The sequence below is a fragment of the Kordiimonas sp. SCSIO 12603 genome (assembly GCF_024398035.1).
Taxonomy (GTDB): Bacteria; Pseudomonadota; Alphaproteobacteria; order Sphingomonadales; family Kordiimonadaceae; genus Kordiimonas.
Window position 1 is genome coordinate 2,106,426 of the sequence record NZ_CP073748.1, and the last position, 19,327, is coordinate 2,125,752.

Genomic DNA, 19,327 nt, shown 5'->3' on the forward strand with positions numbered 1-19,327 from the left:
GTTCACCCGAAATAAGTGTTGGTGGGGTTTTGATGAAAAAACTTGGTATATTGGCAACGTGTTCCTTCATGGTTTTAGTCGCCTGTGGGTCTTCTGAAGAACAGGAACAACAGCAGCAAATAGATTTTTCTGCCTTTGATATCCCCACACTTGAAAAAATTGTTGCGGATGGTGAACCTGTTCAGGCTATTCAGATTATCCGCGGTAAAGAACAGCTTAATTTAGCGACGATCGAAGATTTTCTCCTTTCAACAGAGATTTATATCACGCTGTTGAATGGTGTAGCCGCTGAAGTAGAGCTGAATAAAGCTGTAGAATTGGGGGCAGAAGGGGAACAGGTTGACTTGTTTCGGGCACGCGTTCTTCTGTTGCAAAAGAAGCTGGAAGAAGCGGAAGAGTTCTTAGCTGAAACAACATTTACCAATGATTTAGCGTATGAAGCGTTATTGCTGCGCGGTGATATTAAAAACGAGCTAAGAGAGTATGAAGCTGCCAGAGGTTTTTATCAGGCTGCGGTGGATGATAAGCCCGATAATTATTATGGTTATGTTGGATTAGCGCAATTGGAGCTAAATCAGGGCTTTATTGATGATGCTTTTGCAAATGCCAGCAGAGCGAATGAGCTTCAACCCGATGATCCGATCGTTCTTTATCTTCTCGGGTCCACAAGCCGCTATCTCTTAAAACCAGATGAAGCAATTGCATATCTTAAGCGCGCACTAGAGCTTAATGGACAACACTATCTGGCGCTTCTTGAACTCGCGGCCATCTATATCGAAAAGAATGAATTTGAAGAAGCTCGTAAGCAGCTGGATGAAGTTTATGCTCTTTCCCCAGAAGATCGGATGGCGCGTTATTATTCTGCGCTTCTGTTAGCTTCAGAAGGAAAGAATGAAGAAGCCGAAGAGCTTATGTTGCGCCTTGGGGATTTGCCAAAAATCTACCCTCCGGCAGCTCGGGTATATGGGCATATAGCCTACCGCCTTGGCAAATATAGTACGGCGACGCCTTATTTAGAGCAGTTCCTGCGACTTTTACCAGAAGATAGACCTACCCGTCTTGCGCTGGCAGAATCCTATACGCGCAGAGGTAAGGCGAAAGAGGCACTTCGTCTGCTAAAAGTACTACTTGATGCAAATGAGGCTGACCTGGAGGCTAACTTGCAAGCCGCGGCCGCCGCTGGGATTATGGGGGACCGTCAGAAGGTTGGTGAATATGTAACCCGTGCTCAAAATCTCGCAAAAAATGGCAGCGTTGATGATCAGGAATTAATCCGCTCGCTTGGGCGTCGTTTGGCTATCAATAACTTCCAAAAAGGTAACGATAAGGTTGCTATTGATCAATTGGAAGCAATGGCAGCTGAGGATGATAAGGACCTGTTAACACTAACATTGATGGCCAATCTCCAGATGGAGACGGGTGATCTGGAAAGTGCGGAGAAAACAACCAGCAGGCTATTAGCTGTTGCTCCGGATAGTCCTGTAGGGGCCAACCTTATGGGATCTATCAGATATCGCCAGCGCAAAGTTGATGAAGCCCTTGAGCTTTACAACAAGGCAATTGAACAGAATTCCGAGTATGTTTCAGCGCTTAAAAACCGAGCTCTTGTTTATCTGGTTCAGGAAAAATTCCAGGAAGCGCGAGAAGATTTGGCAAAGGTAGTTGCCGCTAATCCAAGAGATGCACAGGCGAGAGGTATGTTTGGTAGAGCGCTCCTTGAAACCGGCGATGCTAAAGAGTCTCTGGGGCATTTTCAGGCTGCTGAGGAAGTTTTTCCGAGATCCGCTATTTTACATGCAGATCATTCAGAGGCCCTTGCAAAACTCGGTTATTATTCTACGGCGATCAAACGTGCTGAGAGAGCTATTTCTTATTCAGGCGGGCACGAAAAGCTAAATGAATATTTAAATAATCTGATCGCTGAGTGGACCGAAATTGATAAGAAACAACGCGAAGAAGAGGCTAAAGCCAGAGAAGAACGTAAGGCTAAACGTGCAGAACAGCGCAAAGAGCAGCAAGAGCGTTTAAAAGAGGGGCAGAAAGAAGAGGAAACATCAGATGAAGGTGATGTTGAGCCACCTGAAGATGAACCGCCCCTTCACTAATCAGTTGAATGATTTTTAAACTTCATTACAAAAAGCGCACTATACTTTCTTAGTGCGCTTTAGTTTTGTGAAAAGAATATGCCGTTTCTGTTTCTAATCATATTTTCTGTAATGGCAGGGTTCGCTGTTCTCTTACCCACCATTGTATATCATTTGGAAAATCTTGGTGCGACAAGTGCTGAGGCGACGCAAATTCTTGCATGCTATAGTTTTGCACAGTTTTTTAGCGGTACACTTCTTGGGCGTCTATCAGACCGGATAGGTAGAAAGCCAGTTCTTGTTGTCGGGCTATTTGGTGCTTTTGCTGCTTATGGGTTTCTTCATCTATATGCTTTTGATCTGGTAAGCACGTTAGCAGGGCTCGTACTCGCGGGCTTTTCATCTGGTATTGTGGCGGTAGTATTTGCTTCAGTCACTGATATGACACTTCCTGAAAACCGAGCAAAGGGTATGGGGGCAATGGGAGCAGGCATTGGTCTTGCTTTTACATTGGGGCCTGCTATTGGCGCGTTCCTGGGGGCGGCAAATGCTACAGAAGCAACTATTCAAACACCGGTTCTTGCATCACTAGGGTTTGTGGTTTTGGGGCTTCTGAGCGCTATCAGATTGAAAATTGTTGTTCTCTCTACTGATAATCAGGAAGAAGAGATAGGTGGCTGGAAGTTGGTGGCAGCCAAGCCTGTTTTAATGCAAATGGCATTTTTGATGTTTTTGTTTACTGCTACAACAGCACTTACAGAACCTATTATGCCACTGCTGCTTGATTACCGTTATGGATGGGGACCTAAAGAGCTTGGAACTGTCTTCGGGTATGTAGGGCTGATTATTATCCTCGTTCAGGGAGGTTTAGTGGGCCCGCTCGCGAGAAGGTACGGTGAACGAAACTTGGTGGTAACTGGTGTTTTATTGCAGTTCGTTGGGCTTATGATTTTGATCTACACGCCTGTATCATTCGGTATATTCGTGGGATTAGCCTTCACAAGTGTTGGTGGTGCGCTCTTCAATACTAATGTTCTGGCTATAGCATCCATGCAAGCACAGGAAAGCCGGCGGGGCGTAATTCTTGGGGCGTTTCAGTCAATGATGTCTGTTGGCCGTTCAACGGGTCCATTAGCTGCAGGACTTCTGTTTACAATGAACCCAGATATGCCAATGTTTGTTGGTTCTGCAGTTTCTGTTGTCGTTTTAATGTGGCTTGTATCACTTTTATGGATTTCCCGTGAGCACTTGAAGTTGGCCTCCGATGATTGAAGGAAGAGCGATCACCGAAAGTTGGGAACTAAAAGTTCCTTTTGTTATCTCTCGGTCAAGTCGAACTCATGCGACGGTTGTTTATCTCGAAATTACTAATGGTACATTTGTTGGTCGGTCCGAATGTCAGCCAAATACACGGTATGATGAAACACCTGATAGTGTGATTGATGAGTTAAATGCGCTGTTTCCTGCTACGCTTGAAAATCTAGTGGAAGCTATTGGTGGTTTGCACAGTATAGCTGCTCGAAATGCACTTGATTGCGCGCTTCTGGATCTGGAAGCGAAAATGAAGGGCGTGAGCGTTTCCGAGCGACTTCTCTTACCTCCGGCTTCTTCCGTACAATCTGTTTATACCATATCGGTTGGAACACCCGATGATATGGCGGTTCAGGCTAGAAAATTGTTTGGTGAGGGTATTCGGTACGTCAAGCTGAAACTGGCAGGTGATGGTGACGGTGAACGGGTTAAGGCTGTGAGGGCCGCTGTACCTGAGTTGAGCATTATTGTGGATGCGAATGAAGCTTGGGATGAACCGCTATACCGACGTTACATGCCTGTAATGGCTGCGTGCGGTGTAGAGCTGGTGGAGCAACCTTTTCCTGCTGACGCCGACCAGATACTATCAGAACTTCCCAGAGATGTTCCTGTATGTGCTGATGAAAGTTGCCATGTTGCAGCCGATGTTGCGCGACTTAAAAATCGCTATGATGCTGTGAATATCAAGCTTGATAAGGCCGGAGGGCTGAGGGAAGGGCGCAGTTTGATGCATGCCGCCCGCGCTGAAGATATGAAAATAATGGTTGGCTGTATGCTTGGTACCAGCCTTGCTATGGCTCCCGCCTACTATCTGGCGTCACAGGCTGATTATGTTGATCTAGATGGACCAGCGCTTCTGAAAAAAGACCGCAAAAGCGGTCTTAAAATTTCTGACGATGTAAAAATCTATTGTCCGGATGTAAAGCTCTGGGGTTAGTTAAATCCCATCAGGGCCTGTAGCTGGCGTGTCATCGGTAAACGCGTTTAGGCCAATAATAGTATATGTATCTTTTACACCAGCCACTGTTTGTACGGTATTTGCAATAAAACGGCCGATCTCCTGATCGCTTCCTAATTGAAACTGCGCAAGAAGGTCGTAGTTTCCTGATGTAGAATATACGCTCCGGACCTCAGGGATGTCATCAGCAATAGTAGCAGCAACATTATATGTTTTGCCCAGTTCGCACTTAATCATCACAAATACTGTTTTCATTTTCGAATCCCAATGTTTGATTTTCTATCTTCTAACCAATTGAACGGCAGTTGTGAAGGATTTGAATGTGCTTCGTAACATTTTGATAGGTAACTATTAATGTCTGATGCATAGGTGAAATTAGAAGTTTAAAATTAACTTATATCGAGTAGGTGGTCACAATATGATTACTCATTGTGTTTGCTACGTAATTAGATGTTGACGTTCCCTTCCTGTTAAATATGGTTAATCCACCTAAGTGTGTGTTTGCTGCTTTGGTATGAACTTATTTTTTGCTTACTTATTGTAAGTAAACGGTTTTATTTTTGAATTTTAATAAAATTTTTTCGAAATCGTCAGTCATTGTTAAAACTCGGTTAACGATTAGAGCATATTTTCAACGTAGGTGTGGAATTCACAATATGCGTGAAAAACGGAAGTTATTATGACGAATAGTCAGGATACCTCTGCGCGAGAGGTAAAGCTACCAAGGGAATTAGATCTGTTGGCTGCTGAATCTCTCAAGGAAACATTGCTTGCTGAACTGGATGAAGGTGAGGGCCTTCTTCTGGATGCATCTGATGTTGAACGGGTATCTACCCCTTGTATCGAAGTGCTTGTCTCCGCGCAAAAAACATGTGTGGCAACAAGCCAAAGTTTCCAAATTTCTAATTCATCTCAAGTGCTGGTTGATGCGTTTAGTGCGCTTGGTCTGGATGAACAGTTTAAAGGTTGGAGAACAATCCAATGAGCAAAAAAATTCTGGCAGTAGATGATAGTAAGACCATGCGTGACATGGTTTCATTTACACTGAAAGGCGCGGGGCATGATGTGCTTCTGGCTGATGATGGTGTGAATGCTCTATCTGCTTTGACCGGTGAAACTGTTGATCTCATTATTACTGATATCAACATGCCGAATATGAACGGAATTGAATTGGTGGAAAAGCTTCGCGCAGATCCCCGTTTCCGTGCAACGCCTATTCTTATTCTAACAACAGAATCTGACGATGGTTTGAAGCAGCGTGGCCGTGCTGCTGGCGCTACCGGTTGGATCGTGAAGCCTTTTGTACCTGAAAAGCTTTTGAAGGTTGTTGATAAGGTTTGTGCTTAAGTTTTAACTCGTTTTAGTGCTGAGTTTCCCTGAATTTATTAATATGTAGGTGCTAGATGCTTCCTGCCATGACAGATGACCCATTTGCTCAGTTTAAGCTGACATTCTTCGAAGAATGTACAGAGCTGCTGACAGATATGGAGCAAAATCTGGGGCTTGTTGAAAGCGGCAGTTTTGACAATGAAACCCTGCATGCGATTTTCCGTGCTGTTCATTCCATTAAAGCTGGTGCGGATGCATTTTCCTTTAAACGCATGGTTGCTTTTACGCACAGGTTTGAGTTTTTGCTTGATTTGCTGCGGGAAGAAAAGCTGGCGGTAGATGAGCCACTTGTTGATACACTTTTTAAAAGCTTTGACGTTCTTTCTGATCTTGTAAGTTTTGCGCAAAACGGGGAAGAACCTGATGCGGAATATGGGCAGGATGCGCTTGCGGCAATTGAGGGTTACCTAAGCGGTGATGTTGGAAGCCAACCAGCGGCGGAAGCAACAACAGATAAACCTGTTGTCGAAGAAAAAACGGATCAGGCTGTCGTCGAAACAGCGGATGTTCAATCGAAAGAAGAGGGCATCAACCACTTCCGTATTGAATTTACACCTAAAGAAGCGATGTATCGGCACGCTAATGAGCCACTGCTTATTATTCGTGAGCTTATGGAACTTGGCGAAATTACGACCACAATCGATACAGAACGCCTTCCAGAGCTTGCCAAGCTCGAACCTGAAGATGCTTATTTCAGTTGGGTGTTTGAGCTAAAGACCCGCTATGGCCGAGATGATGTCGATGAAGTATTTGAGTTCGTGATTGATGACTGTGATCTTACTATCGTTACCCTTGGTGATGATAATGAGGTTGTAAGCGTTGATGTAAGTCCGGGACATGATAGTGACGACGATGATGATTTTGGTTTCTTTGTTGATGATGAGGCCCTGAAATCCGGCGTTGTGGATGCTAATCCGAAGCCTGTTGAAGAAGCTGTAGCCGAAACCAAGCCTGCTGAAGTTAAAGCTCCTGCTGCCGCGGCCCCAGCCGCAACAACACCTGCTGCGCCGACTGGCCCCGCAGCAAAAGCCGCTATGCCTAAGAGTGCTTCTATTCGTGTTGATGTGGATAGGGTCGACCGGCTTGTAAACATGGTTGGTGAGCTCGTGATCACGCAGTCTATGCTTGCGCAGGAAGTCAATAATAGTGCGATGGACCAAAGCAGCAATGTAACGAACGGTATGGAAGAGCTTTCCATGCATATCCGTGAGTTGCAGGAAAATGTAATGTCTATTCGTATGCAGCCTGTAAAATCAGTGTTTGCACGCATGCCCAGAATTGTTCGGGATGTTTCTAAGAAAGTTGGCAAGAAGGTCAAACTCATTACAGAAGGTGAAACAACGGAAGTTGATAAAACTGTAATTGAGGAATTGGCTGACCCGCTTACACATATGATCCGTAACTCGCTTGATCACGGCCTTGAGACACCAGAAGAACGGCTTGCGGCAGGTAAGGGTGAAGAAGGTACAATTCGCCTCTCTGCTGAGCATCGTGGCGGCAGAATTGTGATTGAAATCACAGATGATGGCCGCGGTATTAACCGTGAAAAGGTTCTTTCGCTCGCCAAGGAAAAAGGCATCGTCGCTGAGGATGCTTCTTTGAGTGACGAAGAAATAGATAACCTTATCTTTGCTCCAGGCTTTTCCACAGCAGATGAGGTTACTGACCTTTCTGGCCGCGGTGTAGGTATGGATGTGGTGCGCAGAAATATTCAAGCACTGGGTGGCCGGGTTTCTGTGACCTCTACACCAGGCGTTGGAGCGCGTTTTCAGCTAACTCTTCCACTTACGCTGGCTGTACTTGATGGCATGATCGTCGGTGCATCAGATGAAAAATATGTAATTCCAATCAACAATATTATTGAAACTGTACGTCCGCCTTCAAGCGACGTGGAAACACTCATTGATGGTAACAAGGTTATCCGCATTCGTGGTGAATATATCCGTGTAGTTTCAGTGGCGCGTATGTTTGGCGATTTGAACGCGTCAAACGATCCATCCAAGGGATTGGTTGTGCTTGTAGAAGCAGATGGCGGTAAAGTGATTGGCCTTCACGTTGATATGCTAGCAGGTCAGCAACAGGTGGTGATTAAATCCCTTGAAACTAATTACCGGGCCGTCAAAGGCATTGCTTCGGCAACAATCCTTGGTGACGGCAGTGTATGCCTCATTCTTGATATTGATGCGCTCGCCCGTATGGAAGTACCAAAAATAAAGAAACCAGAGCTGATGGCAGACAGCTTCGTTCCTAAACAGACCGAACAAACAGAGATGCCATCCGCTGAACATTTAGAAGCAGTCACTGCTTAAAAGCAAAAGGAAGTCGACATGACAGATGATGTTGCTGAAGGACAGCAGGTACCGGCGGGTTTTGATCCCCGGCTGCTTGGTAAGGCACAGTCAGATGTGGATGAGCAAGATGTTCAGCGTGGAAAGCTCGTTCAATATGTTTCGTTCAAGGTAGACGATAGCGAATACGGCATTGATATTATGGCGGTTCGTGAAATTCAGGGGTGGGTAACTGTAACTACTCTTCCTAACACTCCTGAGTATGTACGCGGGGTTCTTAACTTGCGTGGTACAATTGTTCCGATTTTTGATTTGAGATGCCGTTTCGGTAACGGCCTCACAGACGCTACTCCCCTTCATGTTGTGATTATTGTAGCTGTTGGAGAACGCATCATGGGCCTGCTCGTAGATGCTGTATCTGACATCTTAACCATCGGTACTGAAGAAATTCTTCCTGTCCCTGAGATTGAGGCACGCTCTGATCAGCGTTTCCTTAATGGGTTGATTACAGTTCAGGACCGTATGGTGGCGCTTCTTCAAATTGAGAAGCTTTTTGATATTGACGAGCTGGTTGCTCGCGTGGGTGCTGCTGCTGAATAGCAGACCACGTGGAATAGACTTTAGATTTGTAAGCCCTTAGGAGGCAAAAATGGCGGATATTAGTGTTTCAAATGTGGGCGAACAGGAAACTGGCAGTTTCCTAAGTTCTGCTTCAGCGAGAGCATGGTTGATTATGATCGTGGCTTTTGTTGTGATTGCGGTAGCATTTACAACGTTCAATGAGCAACTTGGTACGTTCGGTACGCTGGCAGTTATTGCTGGTGTTATTGGTACGGCGGCCTTTTTTGTAGGCGCTAGTGGTACTGGTTCATCTGGTGGCAACGCTTTACACCTTCGAGATATGGAAGGGCAGGTTAATGCGATTAAAAAATCGCAGGCTGTTATCGAATTTAACATGGACGGTACGATCATTACCGCCAATGAAAACTTCCTGAATGCCATGGGGTATAGCCTCTTTGAAGTTCAAGGTAAGCATCACAGCATGTTTGCAGAGCCAGCTTATGCGGCAAGTGCTGAATATCGGGCATTTTGGGAAAAGCTAGGTCGTGGTGAATTTGAAGCTGGTGAGTTTAAGCGCCTTGGTAAAGGCGGTCGTGAAGTTTGGATCCAGGCGTCTTACAACCCGATTTTTGATGAAGAAGGGCGACCGTTCAAGGTTGTGAAATATGCGTCTGATGTAACTGATCAGAAAAAACAGTCTGCTGACTTCGAAGGTCAGATTGATGCTATCGGCAAATCTCAGGCCGTTATCGAATTCAACATGGATGGAACGATCATTACCGCCAATGATAACTTCCTTCAAACCATGGGCTATGCGCTTCACGAAATTCAGGGCCAACACCACCGAATGTTTGCCGACCCAATTCTGGCAGCAAGCCCAGAATATGCGGCTTTTTGGGAAGCTTTGAACCGAGGTGAATTTGCATCTGGTGAATATAAGCGCCTTGGTAAAGGTGCTAAAGAAGTATGGATTAACGCTTCCTATAACCCGATTATGGATTTGAATGGTAATCCGTTCAAGGTTGTGAAATATGCATCAGATATCACGGCACAAAAGCTTCAGGCTGCGAAGGATGCATTTAATGCCCGTATTAAGGTGGCACTGGATAGCGCAACAACGAATGTGATGCTTGCCGATACTAACTTCAACATCTTCTACATGAATGAAAGCATGGTAGCGATGATGAAGAATGCGGAAGCTGATATCCGTACTGAGTTGACGAATTTCGATGCTGATAGCCTGATCGGAACCAATATTGATGTGTTCCATAAAGACCCAAGCCATCAGCGTGGTATGGTAGGTAAGCTTACTGATACCTATGCTACTCAGATTACTGTTGGTGGTCGTACGTTTGATTTGATTGCAAACCCTGTGTTTGATGAAGGTCACAACCGTATTGGTACCTCAGTTGAGTGGGCGGATATTACTGAAAAACTAGCGCAAGAACGTGCTGCTGAGGCTCTTGCGCAGGAAAATAGCCGCATTAAAACAGCACTTGATGGTGCTAAAACCAACGTGATGCTGGCAGATAATGATTTCAACATCATTTATATGAATACCAGTATGAAGGCGATGATGAAGAACGCAGAGGCCGACCTGAAAAAGGATCTGCCGAACTTCAACGCCGATGCCCTTATTGGTTCTAACATTGATGGCTTCCATAAAGACCCGAGCCACCAGCGCAGTCTGGTTGGTAAACTAGACCAAACCTATGAAACGCAGATTAAAGTTGGTGGCCGCACGTTTGATTTGATTGCTAACCCTGTAATGGGCGAAGACGATAACCGTATTGGTACATCTGTTGAATGGGCGGATATCACCGAACGATTGGCGCGTGAGTTACTTGAAAAGAAAGAAGCAGCTCAAAACGCACAAATTAAGCAAGCACTTGATAAAGTAACTGCAAACGTAATGGTGGCCGATGCTGAGATGGGCATCTCTTATATGAATGAGAGTATGCAATCGATGTTTAAGGCGGCGGAAACTGATATTCGTCAGGTTCTACCAAGCTTTGACGCATCAAACCTTATCGGGCAGAACCCTGATATCTTCCACCAAAATCCTGCACACCAACGTGGTTTGATTACAAACCTAGCTGCAACGCACAGCACTGAAATCAGTGTTGGTAGCCGGAAATTTACGCTTATTGCGAACCCTGTTCATAATGCTGAAGGCGAACGTCTTGGTACAGTTGTGGAGTGGGGTGATGTTACAGCTGAACGTAATGTTGAAAGCGAAATTAACGCAGTGGTAGATGCTGCCGTTGCAGGTGATCTCTCGCAGCGCGTTGACCTGAACGGTAAAGATGGTTTCCTTCTGAACGTATCGAAAGGTATCAACGAATTTGCTGAAACATGTGCACAAGGCCTCGGTGATGTTGCCCATATGCTTGAAGCAATGGCGATGGGTGATCTAACCAAACGTATTACCAATGAATATCATGGTACATTTGACGAGTTGAAACGCAATTCTAATGAAGCTGCTGAGAAGCTTTCTGAGGCATTATCACAGATTTCTATCGGTGCAGATGAAGTTAGTAATGCATCAACAGAAATCGCATCTGGAAGTGCTGATCTATCCCAGCGTACCGAACAACAAGCTTCTTCACTCGAAGAAACAGCGGCTTCTATGGAAGAAATGGAAGGTGCGGTTAAAACCAACGCAGACAATGCCAAAGAAGCTAACTCCCGTGGTCTTGCGGCCCGGGGTGTGGCTGAAAATGGCGGCGCTGTGGTTGATAAAGCCGTATCAGCGATGTCTCGCATTGAAGAATCTTCGCAGAAGATTTCTGATATTATCGGTGTGATTGATGAGATTGCCTTCCAGACTAACCTGCTTGCATTGAACGCTGCTGTTGAGGCTGCGAGAGCAGGGGATGCTGGTAAAGGCTTTGCTGTGGTGGCTTCTGAGGTTCGGGCTCTGGCTCAACGTTCTTCTGAGGCTGCGAAGGATATTAAGTCACTCATCGTGGATAGTAACACTCAAGTTAAGGACGGTGTGGAGCTGGTAAACGAGGCTGGTACACAGCTTCGCGAAATTGTGGACTCCATTAAAACGGTAACTGAACTTGTTTCAGAGATTGCTTCTGCGAATCAGGAACAAGCCACAGGTATTGCGGAAATCAACCGTGCCGTTGCTGAAATGGACGAAATGACCCAGCAAAACTCTGCTCTGGTAGAGGAAACAGCTGCTTCTGGTCGTTCACTAGAAGAACAAGCAGAGCTCATGCGTGAGCGTGTTTCTTTCTTCAGAATTGAGGGTATTGAGCAGCCGAAGATTGTTTCTCCGGTTTCAAGACCAGCCCCAAGCCAGCCGGCACCAGTGAGGGCCGCTCCGGCACCTAAGCCAACACCTGCGGCAGCTGCGCTGGATGATGACGATGATTGGGCTGAATTCTAAGAACTGTCTGATTTAGATTGAAGAAGAGCGGGGTACGCCCCGCTTGCTTATTTTGATGGGGTAGATGGAATTCATGACTAATCGCGAATTTACATTTCGAAAATCTGAATTTAATGCGCTGCGTGAAATTGTTTATGCGCGTACAGGAATTCATCTTAAAGAAACCAAATTCGAAATGGTTTACAGCCGCCTGGCTCGTAGAATTCGCGCGCTCAAAATGCAGGATTTCGCAGAATATCTTGAATATATTAAAAGTCCAGAAGGTGATGCGGAAGCTGGTGATTTTGTTAATGCAATGACAACAAACCTAACGCGGTTTTTCCGTGAGGGTCACCATTTTCAGTATCTCCGCAATGATGTCATCAAGCCAAAAGTTGAAGGTGCAAGAAAAGGACTGTTTGACCGAAAGCTACGCATCTGGTCTGCTGGATGTTCTTCAGGCATGGAACCTTATTCAATTGCTATGACGGTGAAGGCTTCATTGCCATCCAATGAAAAGTGGGATGTAAAAATCCTCGCTACCGATATTGATACCAATATGTTGAATACTGGTAGAGCTGGGCTTTACCGCGACCGTGACTGTGAAAGTATCCCACCTAAGCTTCTAAAGCGGTTTGTAGATATTCAGCCGGACGGTAAAGGGCAGATGAATAGTGACCTGCGATCGTTGATTAGCTTTAAGTACCTTAATTTGATGGAAAGTTGGCCAATTAAAGGGCCGTTTGATGCTATTTTTTGCCGGAATGTGATGATTTATTTTGACGTTCCCACCCAACAGAAGCTTGTTACGCGTTATATGGATTTACTTGGGCCTGAAGGCCTGATTTTTGTTGGGCACGCGGAAGCTCTGGTTGCCAACCACCCCTCCCTAATTTCTGTTGGACGATCCAGTTTCCGGGTAGCTGATGATTATAGGAAGAGCGCATAATGGCTGTAACAACAAATGAACGCAGACTCGCTGCAAGAAATCAGCCTGAAATTAAGCGATATTTTGATAGTAAATATAAGCATATGGTTGTGAAGCTCTTGCCGGGTGATCATTATGTTTCCGGTGAACCCAGCGAAATGTTGGTGACCGTATTGGGTAGCTGTGTTGCGGCATGTATTCGAGATCCTGAAACAGGTATTGGCGGTATGAACCATTTCATGTTGCCTGCTGGTGATGCGAATAGCTGGAGCGCATTAAATGCAGCCATGCGCTACGGCAACCATGCAATGGAAGTGCTTATCAACGAAATGATGCGGCTTGGCTGCCCGCGCGAGAGAATGGAAGTTAAAGTATTCGGGGGCGCAAATGTTATTGGCGCTGGTGGGGATGTAGGCCACCGGAATGCAACGTTTGTGGAAGAGTATTTGGCAAATGAAGGCTTCACGCCAGCGGCAGTGGATTTACGCGGTAGTTATGGACGGCGTATTCATTATTTCCCGGCTACAGGCAAGGTGAAACGGCTTTTGCTCAGAAGAGCATCAGATCGTAAGGTCTTCTCAAGTGAAAGCAAATACCAACAAAATATGAAACCGTCGGAAGAATCTTCTGGTGGTGATATTGAGTTATTTGATTAGAGATTTTTGATGTCTGAGAAGAAAATAAGAGTATTGATTTGTGATGATTCCGCTCTCGTAAGGCAGATACTGAATAGTGTTTTTGAGAGTGATCCTCAGATTGAAGTAGTAGGAACTGCTTCTAATCCTTTGATTGCACGCCAAAAAATTAAACAACTCAATCCTGATGTGCTTACACTTGATATTGAGATGCCAGAAATGGATGGTCTCACCTTCTTAGAGAAAATCATGACGCTGCGCCCGATGCCAGTTGTTATGATCTCTTCTCTAACACAGCAGGGAACCGCTCAAACCCTTCGTGCTTTGGAACTTGGCGTGTGTGATATTGTTGGTAAGCCAACAAGTGATCTTCAGACCAACTTCCAGACGATGAAGCATGAAATCATCACAAAGGTAAAGGCAGCGGCTAGTGCACGTATCCGGCCTCCTATGGCAATGCGACGTGAAGAAAAAACGGCAAGTAAAGGCCGTTCCGCAGTTGAACTTATTGCTTTCGGTGCCTCAACAGGCGGGGTTGTGGCATTAAAAGAAGTATTACCTGAATTCCCGATCGATAGTCCTCCTATCGTTATTGTTCAGCATATGCCGGAAGCATACACTCCTGGGTTTGCTGAACGCCTGGATATTGCGGCCAGAGTTAACGTCGTTGAATCTGAAGACGGTATGGAACTTAAGCCCGGCTGTGCATATTTGGCGAATGGCGGGCAGCATATGAAAATCGTGAAGCGCGGAACGAAAATGTATATCGAGCAGTGTGATGCCGAAGCTGTTTCCGGGCACAGGCCAAGTGTTGATGTAACCTTTGAATCCATTGCTGAAAACATTAAAGGCAAAGTGGTTGCTTCAATCCTTACAGGTATGGGCCGTGATGGTGCCCGAGGTATGCTGGCTCTTCGAAGAGCAGGGGCTCTGACCATTGGTCAATCCGAAGATACTTGCGTGGTATATGGCATGCCGCGAGTGGCATTTGAAGTTGGCGGGGTGGAGAAGGTGCTACCCCTTTCTAAGATCGGGACAGAGGTTCAAAAAGCTTGCTGGCCAGGGGCTTAATTAATCTGGCTTTGTTAACCTTATGATAAGGCTAAGTTGTAAGTATAGAACAATAATTTAAATCGGATACAACATGTCATCAATTAATAGCTTGGAAACACAACCAGTGTCTGAAGGCGTTTCAGCTAGTATTTTGGAAGGTAGTTCTTTGGAGGCGTCTCTAAAGAAATGGTTGGAACTGCGCCATATTCTAGGCCGTAGTTATTCAACATTGGGCGGTGAAATTGATTTAGTTGCGGCGCTTGTTGCAACAAGCACTGATGAACTTTCAGAGCTGTTTCATAATCTTGTAGGCAATGCTCAAAGCCAGAGCCAGAGTATGGAGCAGATTATTCATTCTGCTTCCCGTATCACTCTGGATAGCGAAGAACTCACTTTGCAGGAAGTTGTAGGCTTTCTGGAAGAGGTTTTCTCCGAAGGTATTATGAATGTGCTTGAGCTTGCACAAACGGCTATGAGCCTTGTGTATGCGCTTGATGATGTTGTGATTGATGTAAATGAAGTTGTTAAAAACATCAAAGAGATCGAGCAGATCAACAAACAAACTAACCTTCTGGCCCTGAATGCGAAAATTGAAGCAACGCGGGCAGGCGAGGCAGGCAAAGGCTTTGGTGTTGTCGCTGATGAAGTACGCCAGCTCTCCAAAGATATCAATAATATGTCTACTACTCTGAGAACCAGAGTTGATGCGGTTCATAAAGGTATTGAGAACGGACACGAAAAGCTTCAATCCATTGCCAGCCTTGATATGAGCAGCAACCTTCAAGCTAAAGACCGTATTGAAGGTATGATGCATGCTCTTATTTCTCAGAATGAAGACTTTACCCGTCGTCTTGAACACTCAACGGAACTTTCCAGGCAGCTACAAAATGATATGTCTTCTGTTATTCAGAAGTTCCAGTTCCAGGATAGAGCACAACAGCAGCTTGATAGTATCAAGATTACAATGGGTGTTCTAAATGATATCACAGAAGACTTGGCCGTAGAGACCATTACGGAGAACAGCATTGAAGATGTTGAAAATACGTCTGAAAATATGCAGGGCTGGGTCGATACAGTAATTAAAAAATGTACACTTGGAGAAGTGCGTCAGCGTTTTGTACAGGGCGTGTTGCTAAGTACTGACGGCAGCAATAAGATTGTTGAAATTTCGAGCGCGTCCGATGATGATGAGATTGAGATGTTTGATGCTGCTTTAGGGGATATCAGTCAACCATCCGTTAGCTTAGATGATGAAGACGATGACGATAACATTGAGCTATTTTAGATTGGGAGAAAGTCACGATGGATTATAAAATTAATAATAACGGCGGTAGTGCAACGGTAGTTTTTTCTGGCGATATTACGTTTTCAGAAAATGTAAGTTTCCGCCAACTGTTGAAAGATATTGCTGAACAGCAAGTCGAGAGCTGTGTTTTTGATCTTTCCTCAGTAGATATGGTGGATTCCGCAGGCCTTGGTATGTTTTTGATTGCCCGCGAGCAAGCAGAAACAGCTGGTTGGAAGCTTTCTGTATCTGGTGCACAAGGCCATGTTGCAAGCATGTTAAAGCTTACAAAACTATCTGATTTACTTGATGGTTAAGCTTTTGGAATTTTGCAGCTTGGTAAGTGTGTATGAATAGCTCTGAAAATAGTTCGGTCGGTGGTAATGATCGTGACCAGGAGTTGGTTGCAGGCGTAAAAGCCGCAAAAATCCTTATTATTGATGATATGGCACTGATGAGAAAAATCATCGGTGTCTGCCTTTCCCGCGGAGGTTATGAGAACCTTCTTTATGCGGAAGATGGTGAAGAAGCTCTTCAAATGGTGGAAGAGCATAACCCGGATATCCTTATTCTCGATTTGAATATGCCGAAGGTGAATGGCTATGAAGTATGCCATGCACTTCGAGCAAATGAGAAATATAAAAGCCTACCAATTCTAGTGCAGTCTGCCTCTGAAACTGATGAGGAAAGAGTGCAGGTTTTTGCTTCTGGTGCTACAGACTTCGTTTCCAAACCTATCAACCAGCCAGAATTGCTTGCACGAGTGCAAATGCATCTCGAGAATAAGTTAATGATCCATAGCCTTTCAGATTTCCGAAAACGCATGGAGACAGAATTGGTTATGGCACGCGAAATGCAGCAATCTTTGCTGCCTGAACGGCCTGTTATCAAAGAAATTGAAAAGCGCACCAACGCCACAATTGAGAGCTTCTATAGAGCTTCTTTTGAACTGGGCGGTGACCTTTGGGGGTGTTGGGAACTGCCTGATAATAAAATTGGCATCTATGTTCTCGATATTACAGGGCACGGTGTGGGCTCGGCCCTTAATACCTTCAGGGTGCATGCTACAATGGCGCGTTTCAAACGCTCAAAGAATGATCCCGCTGCCTTTTTAACTGATTTGAACCGTGTTCTACAGCCAAGCTTCCCGCTGGGGCAGTTTGCGACCATGTTTTACGGCGTGCTTGATTGCGCCACTCATGAATTGACATATGCAGGCGCAGGTGCGCCAAGACCAATGGTTATATCTAGTGATGATGTTCGTTTGCTGGACAGTAGCGGTTACCCTGTTGGGATTGCGCGGAAGCCAGAGTATGTAAATCTCAAAGATAAACTGCTGCCCGGCGAAAGTCTTTTCTGTTATTCAGATGTACTAGTTGAGGCTCCTCAAGAGGAGGGCGGCTTCTTAGGTGAAGAAGGATTGGTTTCCTGGGTTAAGGAACTTTCTCAGGAAGTTGAACGTCCTAAATTGGTGTCACGTTTGCTCAAACGTTTCTTTTCTGTTCAATCTGATTTGCTACCTGATGATTTAACAGCGGTAGCGATACACAGAAAGGATGTTGATGAATAGTTTGGGGGTCACTAGCCGTAAGCCTTCTGTTGTGTTCTTTTCTAGTGTTGAAGGGGACTTTACGGAGCTTTCTGCTGAGCTTAATGTGGATAAGTATCAGGTTATCGAGATATCTGATCTTATCGAGCTGAAAAAAGTTGCTCATGATAAATCCTGCAATTTGAGCGCTCTGGTTTTCTCAACCGCTCAAGGTGTTGAGGAAGCGGAAAAGATTATTGAGCAGCTGGACCTCAATTATATGGAAATTGGTGGGCCTGTTATTGCTGCCGTAAGAGAAGAAGAGCAGCAAAATGAAGAGGCTCTTTTAAATCTGGGGGTTACAAAGGTGTTCCAGCGCAGGCTGGGTATTGAAGCCCTCAATCTAGTACTTTCCATCGAGATTGATGAATTCGAACGCATTTGTAAATTGCGAGAAGAGCTGCAGCGCCGTGCCTCAGCTATTGGGCAAATTGTTGACGGCACTTTCCGGTTTAAAACACGCCGTGAAGCACAGAATTTAGCAACGATGCTTTCGCTTACATGCCCTAATCCTATGCCTATTGCCATAGGCCTTACGGAATTGTTGATCAATAGCGTTGAACATGGCTGCTTAGGTATTGGGCACGATGAAAAAGGTGCGCTTATTGAACAAGGCACATTGGCGGACGAAATCGATCGCCGCCGAGCCAGCCCAGAGTATTGTGATAAATGCGTTGTGGTTAAGTTTGAGCGTAAGCAGAATTGTTTGATTTTTGACGTGTCGGATGACGGTGATGGGTTTGATTACAAATCCTATATCGCAGCTGATAAAGGGCATCTTAAAAAGCATGGACGCGGTATTATGATGGCTAAGGGCTGCTTTGAAGAGTTGGAATATTTCGGTAACGGAAATCGTGTGCGCGCAGTACACCGTTTTGGTTATTAATCCCCTGAAAATTTATGTTTGTCTCGTTGTAGTTCCTCTGCGATGAAATCATAAACTGCTCTTATCCTTGCGCTCCGGCGTAGATCAGAGTGACAAACCAACCAAATATCAGCATTAAACACGACAAAACCATCAAACAAACGCACTAAATTGGGATCATCATGAGCGACAAACCAACTGCACGCACCAACCCCTAATCCTTTTTGAACAGCAGCAGATAAGGCAACAAGGCTATTTGCGCGAATAGCGGGGGTAAGAGCAGGGCGATCTGTTGCAACTCTGCCCTTGCTTGTGCGAGCCATAATAAATTCATCTGGCATGATGTTTTCGTGGTGCTTCAGGTCACTCAAAACCTCAGGTTTACCGTGCTCAGCAATATAATCTTTGCTGGCATAATAACTGTAATTCAGTGTGACTGTTTTTTTGGCGATCAGATCATTTTGCTGCGGCCGGAACATACGGAGCGCGATATCTGCTTCTCTGCGTAAAAGGTCTGTTGCCTCATTATCAATCTTAATTTCAATGGATATACCCGGATACGCTTTCCTGAGTTTCTTTGCTGTTTTCAAAAGCCACTCAACGCCAATAATTTCAATGCAAGAAATGACGACGGTGCCCTTCAGGCTACTATCATGGCCGGTAATTAGCCGTTCTGCTGCATGTATGTCATCTCGCATATGTCTGGCGTGTTCAATAAGCTCTTCGCCAAGTGCTGTCAGTTCAAGGCCATTCCGATTTCTTGCAAATAGATCGGCGGTGGAGTTTTCCTCCAGCGTAGCCAGCCTTCTTGATAGAGTAGGTTGGCTTACTTTCAATTTTCTGGCCGCAGCCGAGAGGCTGCCTTCTTCTGCGATTGCCAGAAAATATTTCAGATCATCCCAGTTTAACATGTTTCCCGCCTTTGAAATTTTAGATCTATTCAAAAATGAATATTTAATATTATAATTTCAACAGTTTTATTCATAAATGTTGATATTATTTT

17 protein-coding genes are annotated in these 19,327 nt (G+C 45.1%); 15 read left to right on the forward strand and 2 right to left on the reverse strand.

Annotated elements, in window-relative coordinates:
* Nucleotides 1-32: 32 nt before the first annotated feature.
* The 3 genes from KFE96_RS09725 to KFE96_RS09735 all read left to right on the forward strand — a co-directional run bounded on the left by KFE96_RS09725 (nucleotide 33) and on the right by KFE96_RS09735 (nucleotide 4,332).
* Nucleotides 33-2,105 (forward strand): tetratricopeptide repeat protein, encoded by a 2,073-nt coding sequence (locus tag KFE96_RS09725; RefSeq protein WP_255832425.1) that lies wholly within the window; start codon nucleotides 33-35, stop codon nucleotides 2,103-2,105.
* A gap of 78 nt (nucleotides 2,106-2,183) precedes the next feature.
* Nucleotides 2,184-3,356 (forward strand): MFS transporter, encoded by a 1,173-nt coding sequence (locus KFE96_RS09730; RefSeq protein ID WP_255832426.1) that lies wholly within the window; start codon nucleotides 2,184-2,186, stop codon nucleotides 3,354-3,356.
* Complete coding sequence (locus tag KFE96_RS09735) at nucleotides 3,349-4,332, forward strand: dipeptide epimerase (RefSeq protein ID WP_255832427.1); 984 nt, start codon at nucleotides 3,349-3,351, stop codon at nucleotides 4,330-4,332. The genes KFE96_RS09730 and KFE96_RS09735 overlap by 8 nt, the downstream gene beginning before the upstream one ends.
* On the opposite strand, the gene KFE96_RS09740 is transcribed toward KFE96_RS09735, so the two are convergent.
* Entirely contained in the window at nucleotides 4,333-4,608 is a 276-nt protein-coding gene (locus tag KFE96_RS09740; protein ID WP_247018473.1) for an Lrp/AsnC ligand binding domain-containing protein, read from the reverse strand.
* Nucleotides 4,609-5,032: 424 nt separating this feature from the next.
* Here KFE96_RS09740 and KFE96_RS09745 point away from each other — a divergent pair, with 424 nt between their 5' ends.
* The 12 genes from KFE96_RS09745 to KFE96_RS09800 all read left to right on the forward strand — a co-directional run bounded on the left by KFE96_RS09745 (nucleotide 5,033) and on the right by KFE96_RS09800 (nucleotide 18,345).
* The gene (locus KFE96_RS09745) at nucleotides 5,033-5,338 is read left to right on the forward strand and encodes an STAS domain-containing protein (RefSeq protein ID WP_247018475.1); all 306 of its coding nucleotides are present in this window, start codon (nucleotides 5,033-5,035) and stop codon (nucleotides 5,336-5,338) included.
* Entirely contained in the window at nucleotides 5,335-5,700 is a 366-nt protein-coding gene (locus tag KFE96_RS09750; RefSeq protein ID WP_247018477.1) for a response regulator, read from the forward strand. Before KFE96_RS09745 ends, KFE96_RS09750 begins: the two co-directional genes overlap by 4 nt.
* Nucleotides 5,701-5,768: 68 nt before the next feature.
* A complete protein-coding gene (locus KFE96_RS09755) occupies nucleotides 5,769-8,051 on the forward strand; it encodes a chemotaxis protein CheA (RefSeq protein ID WP_255832428.1) in 2,283 nt (760 codons plus the stop codon).
* An 18-nt stretch (nucleotides 8,052-8,069) separates the two neighbouring features.
* The gene (locus tag KFE96_RS09760; protein WP_247018481.1) at nucleotides 8,070-8,630 is read left to right on the forward strand and encodes a chemotaxis protein CheW; all 561 of its coding nucleotides are present in this window, start codon (nucleotides 8,070-8,072) and stop codon (nucleotides 8,628-8,630) included.
* 49 nt (nucleotides 8,631-8,679) lie between these two features.
* Nucleotides 8,680-11,991, forward strand: a complete 3,312-nt coding sequence (locus KFE96_RS09765) for a methyl-accepting chemotaxis protein (RefSeq protein ID WP_255832429.1) — start codon at nucleotides 8,680-8,682, stop codon at nucleotides 11,989-11,991.
* Between the two features lie 73 nt (nucleotides 11,992-12,064).
* Nucleotides 12,065-12,919, forward strand: coding sequence for a protein-glutamate O-methyltransferase CheR (locus KFE96_RS09770; protein ID WP_255832430.1), 855 nt, complete (start codon nucleotides 12,065-12,067; stop codon nucleotides 12,917-12,919).
* On the forward strand, nucleotides 12,919-13,554 hold the full coding sequence (locus KFE96_RS09775; protein ID WP_247018487.1) for a hypothetical protein: 636 nt from the start codon (nucleotides 12,919-12,921) through the stop codon (nucleotides 13,552-13,554). The genes KFE96_RS09770 and KFE96_RS09775 overlap by 1 nt, the downstream gene beginning before the upstream one ends.
* Nucleotides 13,555-13,563: 9 nt before the next feature.
* Nucleotides 13,564-14,604 carry a chemotaxis response regulator protein-glutamate methylesterase gene (locus KFE96_RS09780; protein WP_255832431.1) on the forward strand — a complete coding sequence of 347 codons (1,041 nt, stop codon included), beginning with the start codon at nucleotides 13,564-13,566 and terminating at the stop codon, nucleotides 14,602-14,604.
* A gap of 73 nt (nucleotides 14,605-14,677) precedes the next feature.
* On the forward strand, nucleotides 14,678-15,871 hold the full coding sequence (locus tag KFE96_RS09785) for a methyl-accepting chemotaxis protein (RefSeq protein WP_304665215.1): 1,194 nt from the start codon (nucleotides 14,678-14,680) through the stop codon (nucleotides 15,869-15,871).
* A 17-nt stretch (nucleotides 15,872-15,888) separates the two neighbouring features.
* Nucleotides 15,889-16,188: an STAS domain-containing protein gene (locus KFE96_RS09790; protein WP_247018493.1), complete on the forward strand. Its 300-nt coding sequence runs from the start codon at nucleotides 15,889-15,891 to the stop codon at nucleotides 16,186-16,188.
* 32 nt (nucleotides 16,189-16,220) lie between these two features.
* Nucleotides 16,221-17,441 carry a PP2C family protein-serine/threonine phosphatase gene (locus KFE96_RS09795; RefSeq protein WP_255832432.1) on the forward strand — a complete coding sequence of 407 codons (1,221 nt, stop codon included), beginning with the start codon at nucleotides 16,221-16,223 and terminating at the stop codon, nucleotides 17,439-17,441.
* Nucleotides 17,434-18,345, forward strand: a complete 912-nt coding sequence (locus KFE96_RS09800; RefSeq protein ID WP_255832433.1) for an ATP-binding protein — start codon at nucleotides 17,434-17,436, stop codon at nucleotides 18,343-18,345. The genes KFE96_RS09795 and KFE96_RS09800 overlap by 8 nt, the downstream gene beginning before the upstream one ends.
* Here KFE96_RS09800 and KFE96_RS09805 read toward each other — a convergent pair.
* Nucleotides 18,342-19,235 carry a LysR family transcriptional regulator gene (locus tag KFE96_RS09805; protein ID WP_247018504.1) on the reverse strand — a complete coding sequence of 298 codons (894 nt, stop codon included), beginning with the start codon at nucleotides 19,233-19,235 and terminating at the stop codon, nucleotides 18,342-18,344. The genes KFE96_RS09800 and KFE96_RS09805 overlap by 4 nt on opposite strands.
* Nucleotides 19,236-19,327: the final 92 nt, after the last annotated feature.

Bases quoted from the DNA above. Each gene is read 5' to 3' on its own strand.
- KFE96_RS09725 (WP_255832425.1), top strand. From the start codon at position 33: ATGAAAAAACTTGGTATATTGGCAACGTGTTCCTTCATGGTTTTAGTC.
- KFE96_RS09795 (WP_255832432.1), top strand. From the start codon at position 16,221: ATGAATAGCTCTGAAAATAGTTCGGTCGGTGGTAATGATCGTGACCAG.
- KFE96_RS09735 (WP_255832427.1), top strand. From the start codon at position 3,349: ATGATTGAAGGAAGAGCGATCACCGAAAGTTGGGAACTAAAAGTTCCT.
- KFE96_RS09740 (WP_247018473.1), bottom strand. From the start codon at position 4,608: ATGAAAACAGTATTTGTGATGATTAAGTGCGAACTGGGCAAAACATAT.
- KFE96_RS09730 (WP_255832426.1), top strand. From the start codon at position 2,184: ATGCCGTTTCTGTTTCTAATCATATTTTCTGTAATGGCAGGGTTCGCT.
- KFE96_RS09790 (WP_247018493.1), top strand. From the start codon at position 15,889: ATGGATTATAAAATTAATAATAACGGCGGTAGTGCAACGGTAGTTTTT.
- KFE96_RS09780 (WP_255832431.1), top strand. From the start codon at position 13,564: ATGTCTGAGAAGAAAATAAGAGTATTGATTTGTGATGATTCCGCTCTC.
- KFE96_RS09765 (WP_255832429.1), top strand. From the start codon at position 8,680: ATGGCGGATATTAGTGTTTCAAATGTGGGCGAACAGGAAACTGGCAGT.
- KFE96_RS09800 (WP_255832433.1), top strand. From the start codon at position 17,434: ATGAATAGTTTGGGGGTCACTAGCCGTAAGCCTTCTGTTGTGTTCTTT.
- KFE96_RS09805 (WP_247018504.1), bottom strand. From the start codon at position 19,235: ATGTTAAACTGGGATGATCTGAAATATTTTCTGGCAATCGCAGAAGAA.
- KFE96_RS09760 (WP_247018481.1), top strand. From the start codon at position 8,070: ATGACAGATGATGTTGCTGAAGGACAGCAGGTACCGGCGGGTTTTGAT.
- KFE96_RS09750 (WP_247018477.1), top strand. From the start codon at position 5,335: ATGAGCAAAAAAATTCTGGCAGTAGATGATAGTAAGACCATGCGTGAC.
- KFE96_RS09775 (WP_247018487.1), top strand. From the start codon at position 12,919: ATGGCTGTAACAACAAATGAACGCAGACTCGCTGCAAGAAATCAGCCT.
- KFE96_RS09770 (WP_255832430.1), top strand. From the start codon at position 12,065: ATGACTAATCGCGAATTTACATTTCGAAAATCTGAATTTAATGCGCTG.
- KFE96_RS09785 (WP_304665215.1), top strand. From the start codon at position 14,678: ATGTCATCAATTAATAGCTTGGAAACACAACCAGTGTCTGAAGGCGTT.
- KFE96_RS09745 (WP_247018475.1), top strand. From the start codon at position 5,033: ATGACGAATAGTCAGGATACCTCTGCGCGAGAGGTAAAGCTACCAAGG.
- KFE96_RS09755 (WP_255832428.1), top strand. From the start codon at position 5,769: ATGACAGATGACCCATTTGCTCAGTTTAAGCTGACATTCTTCGAAGAA.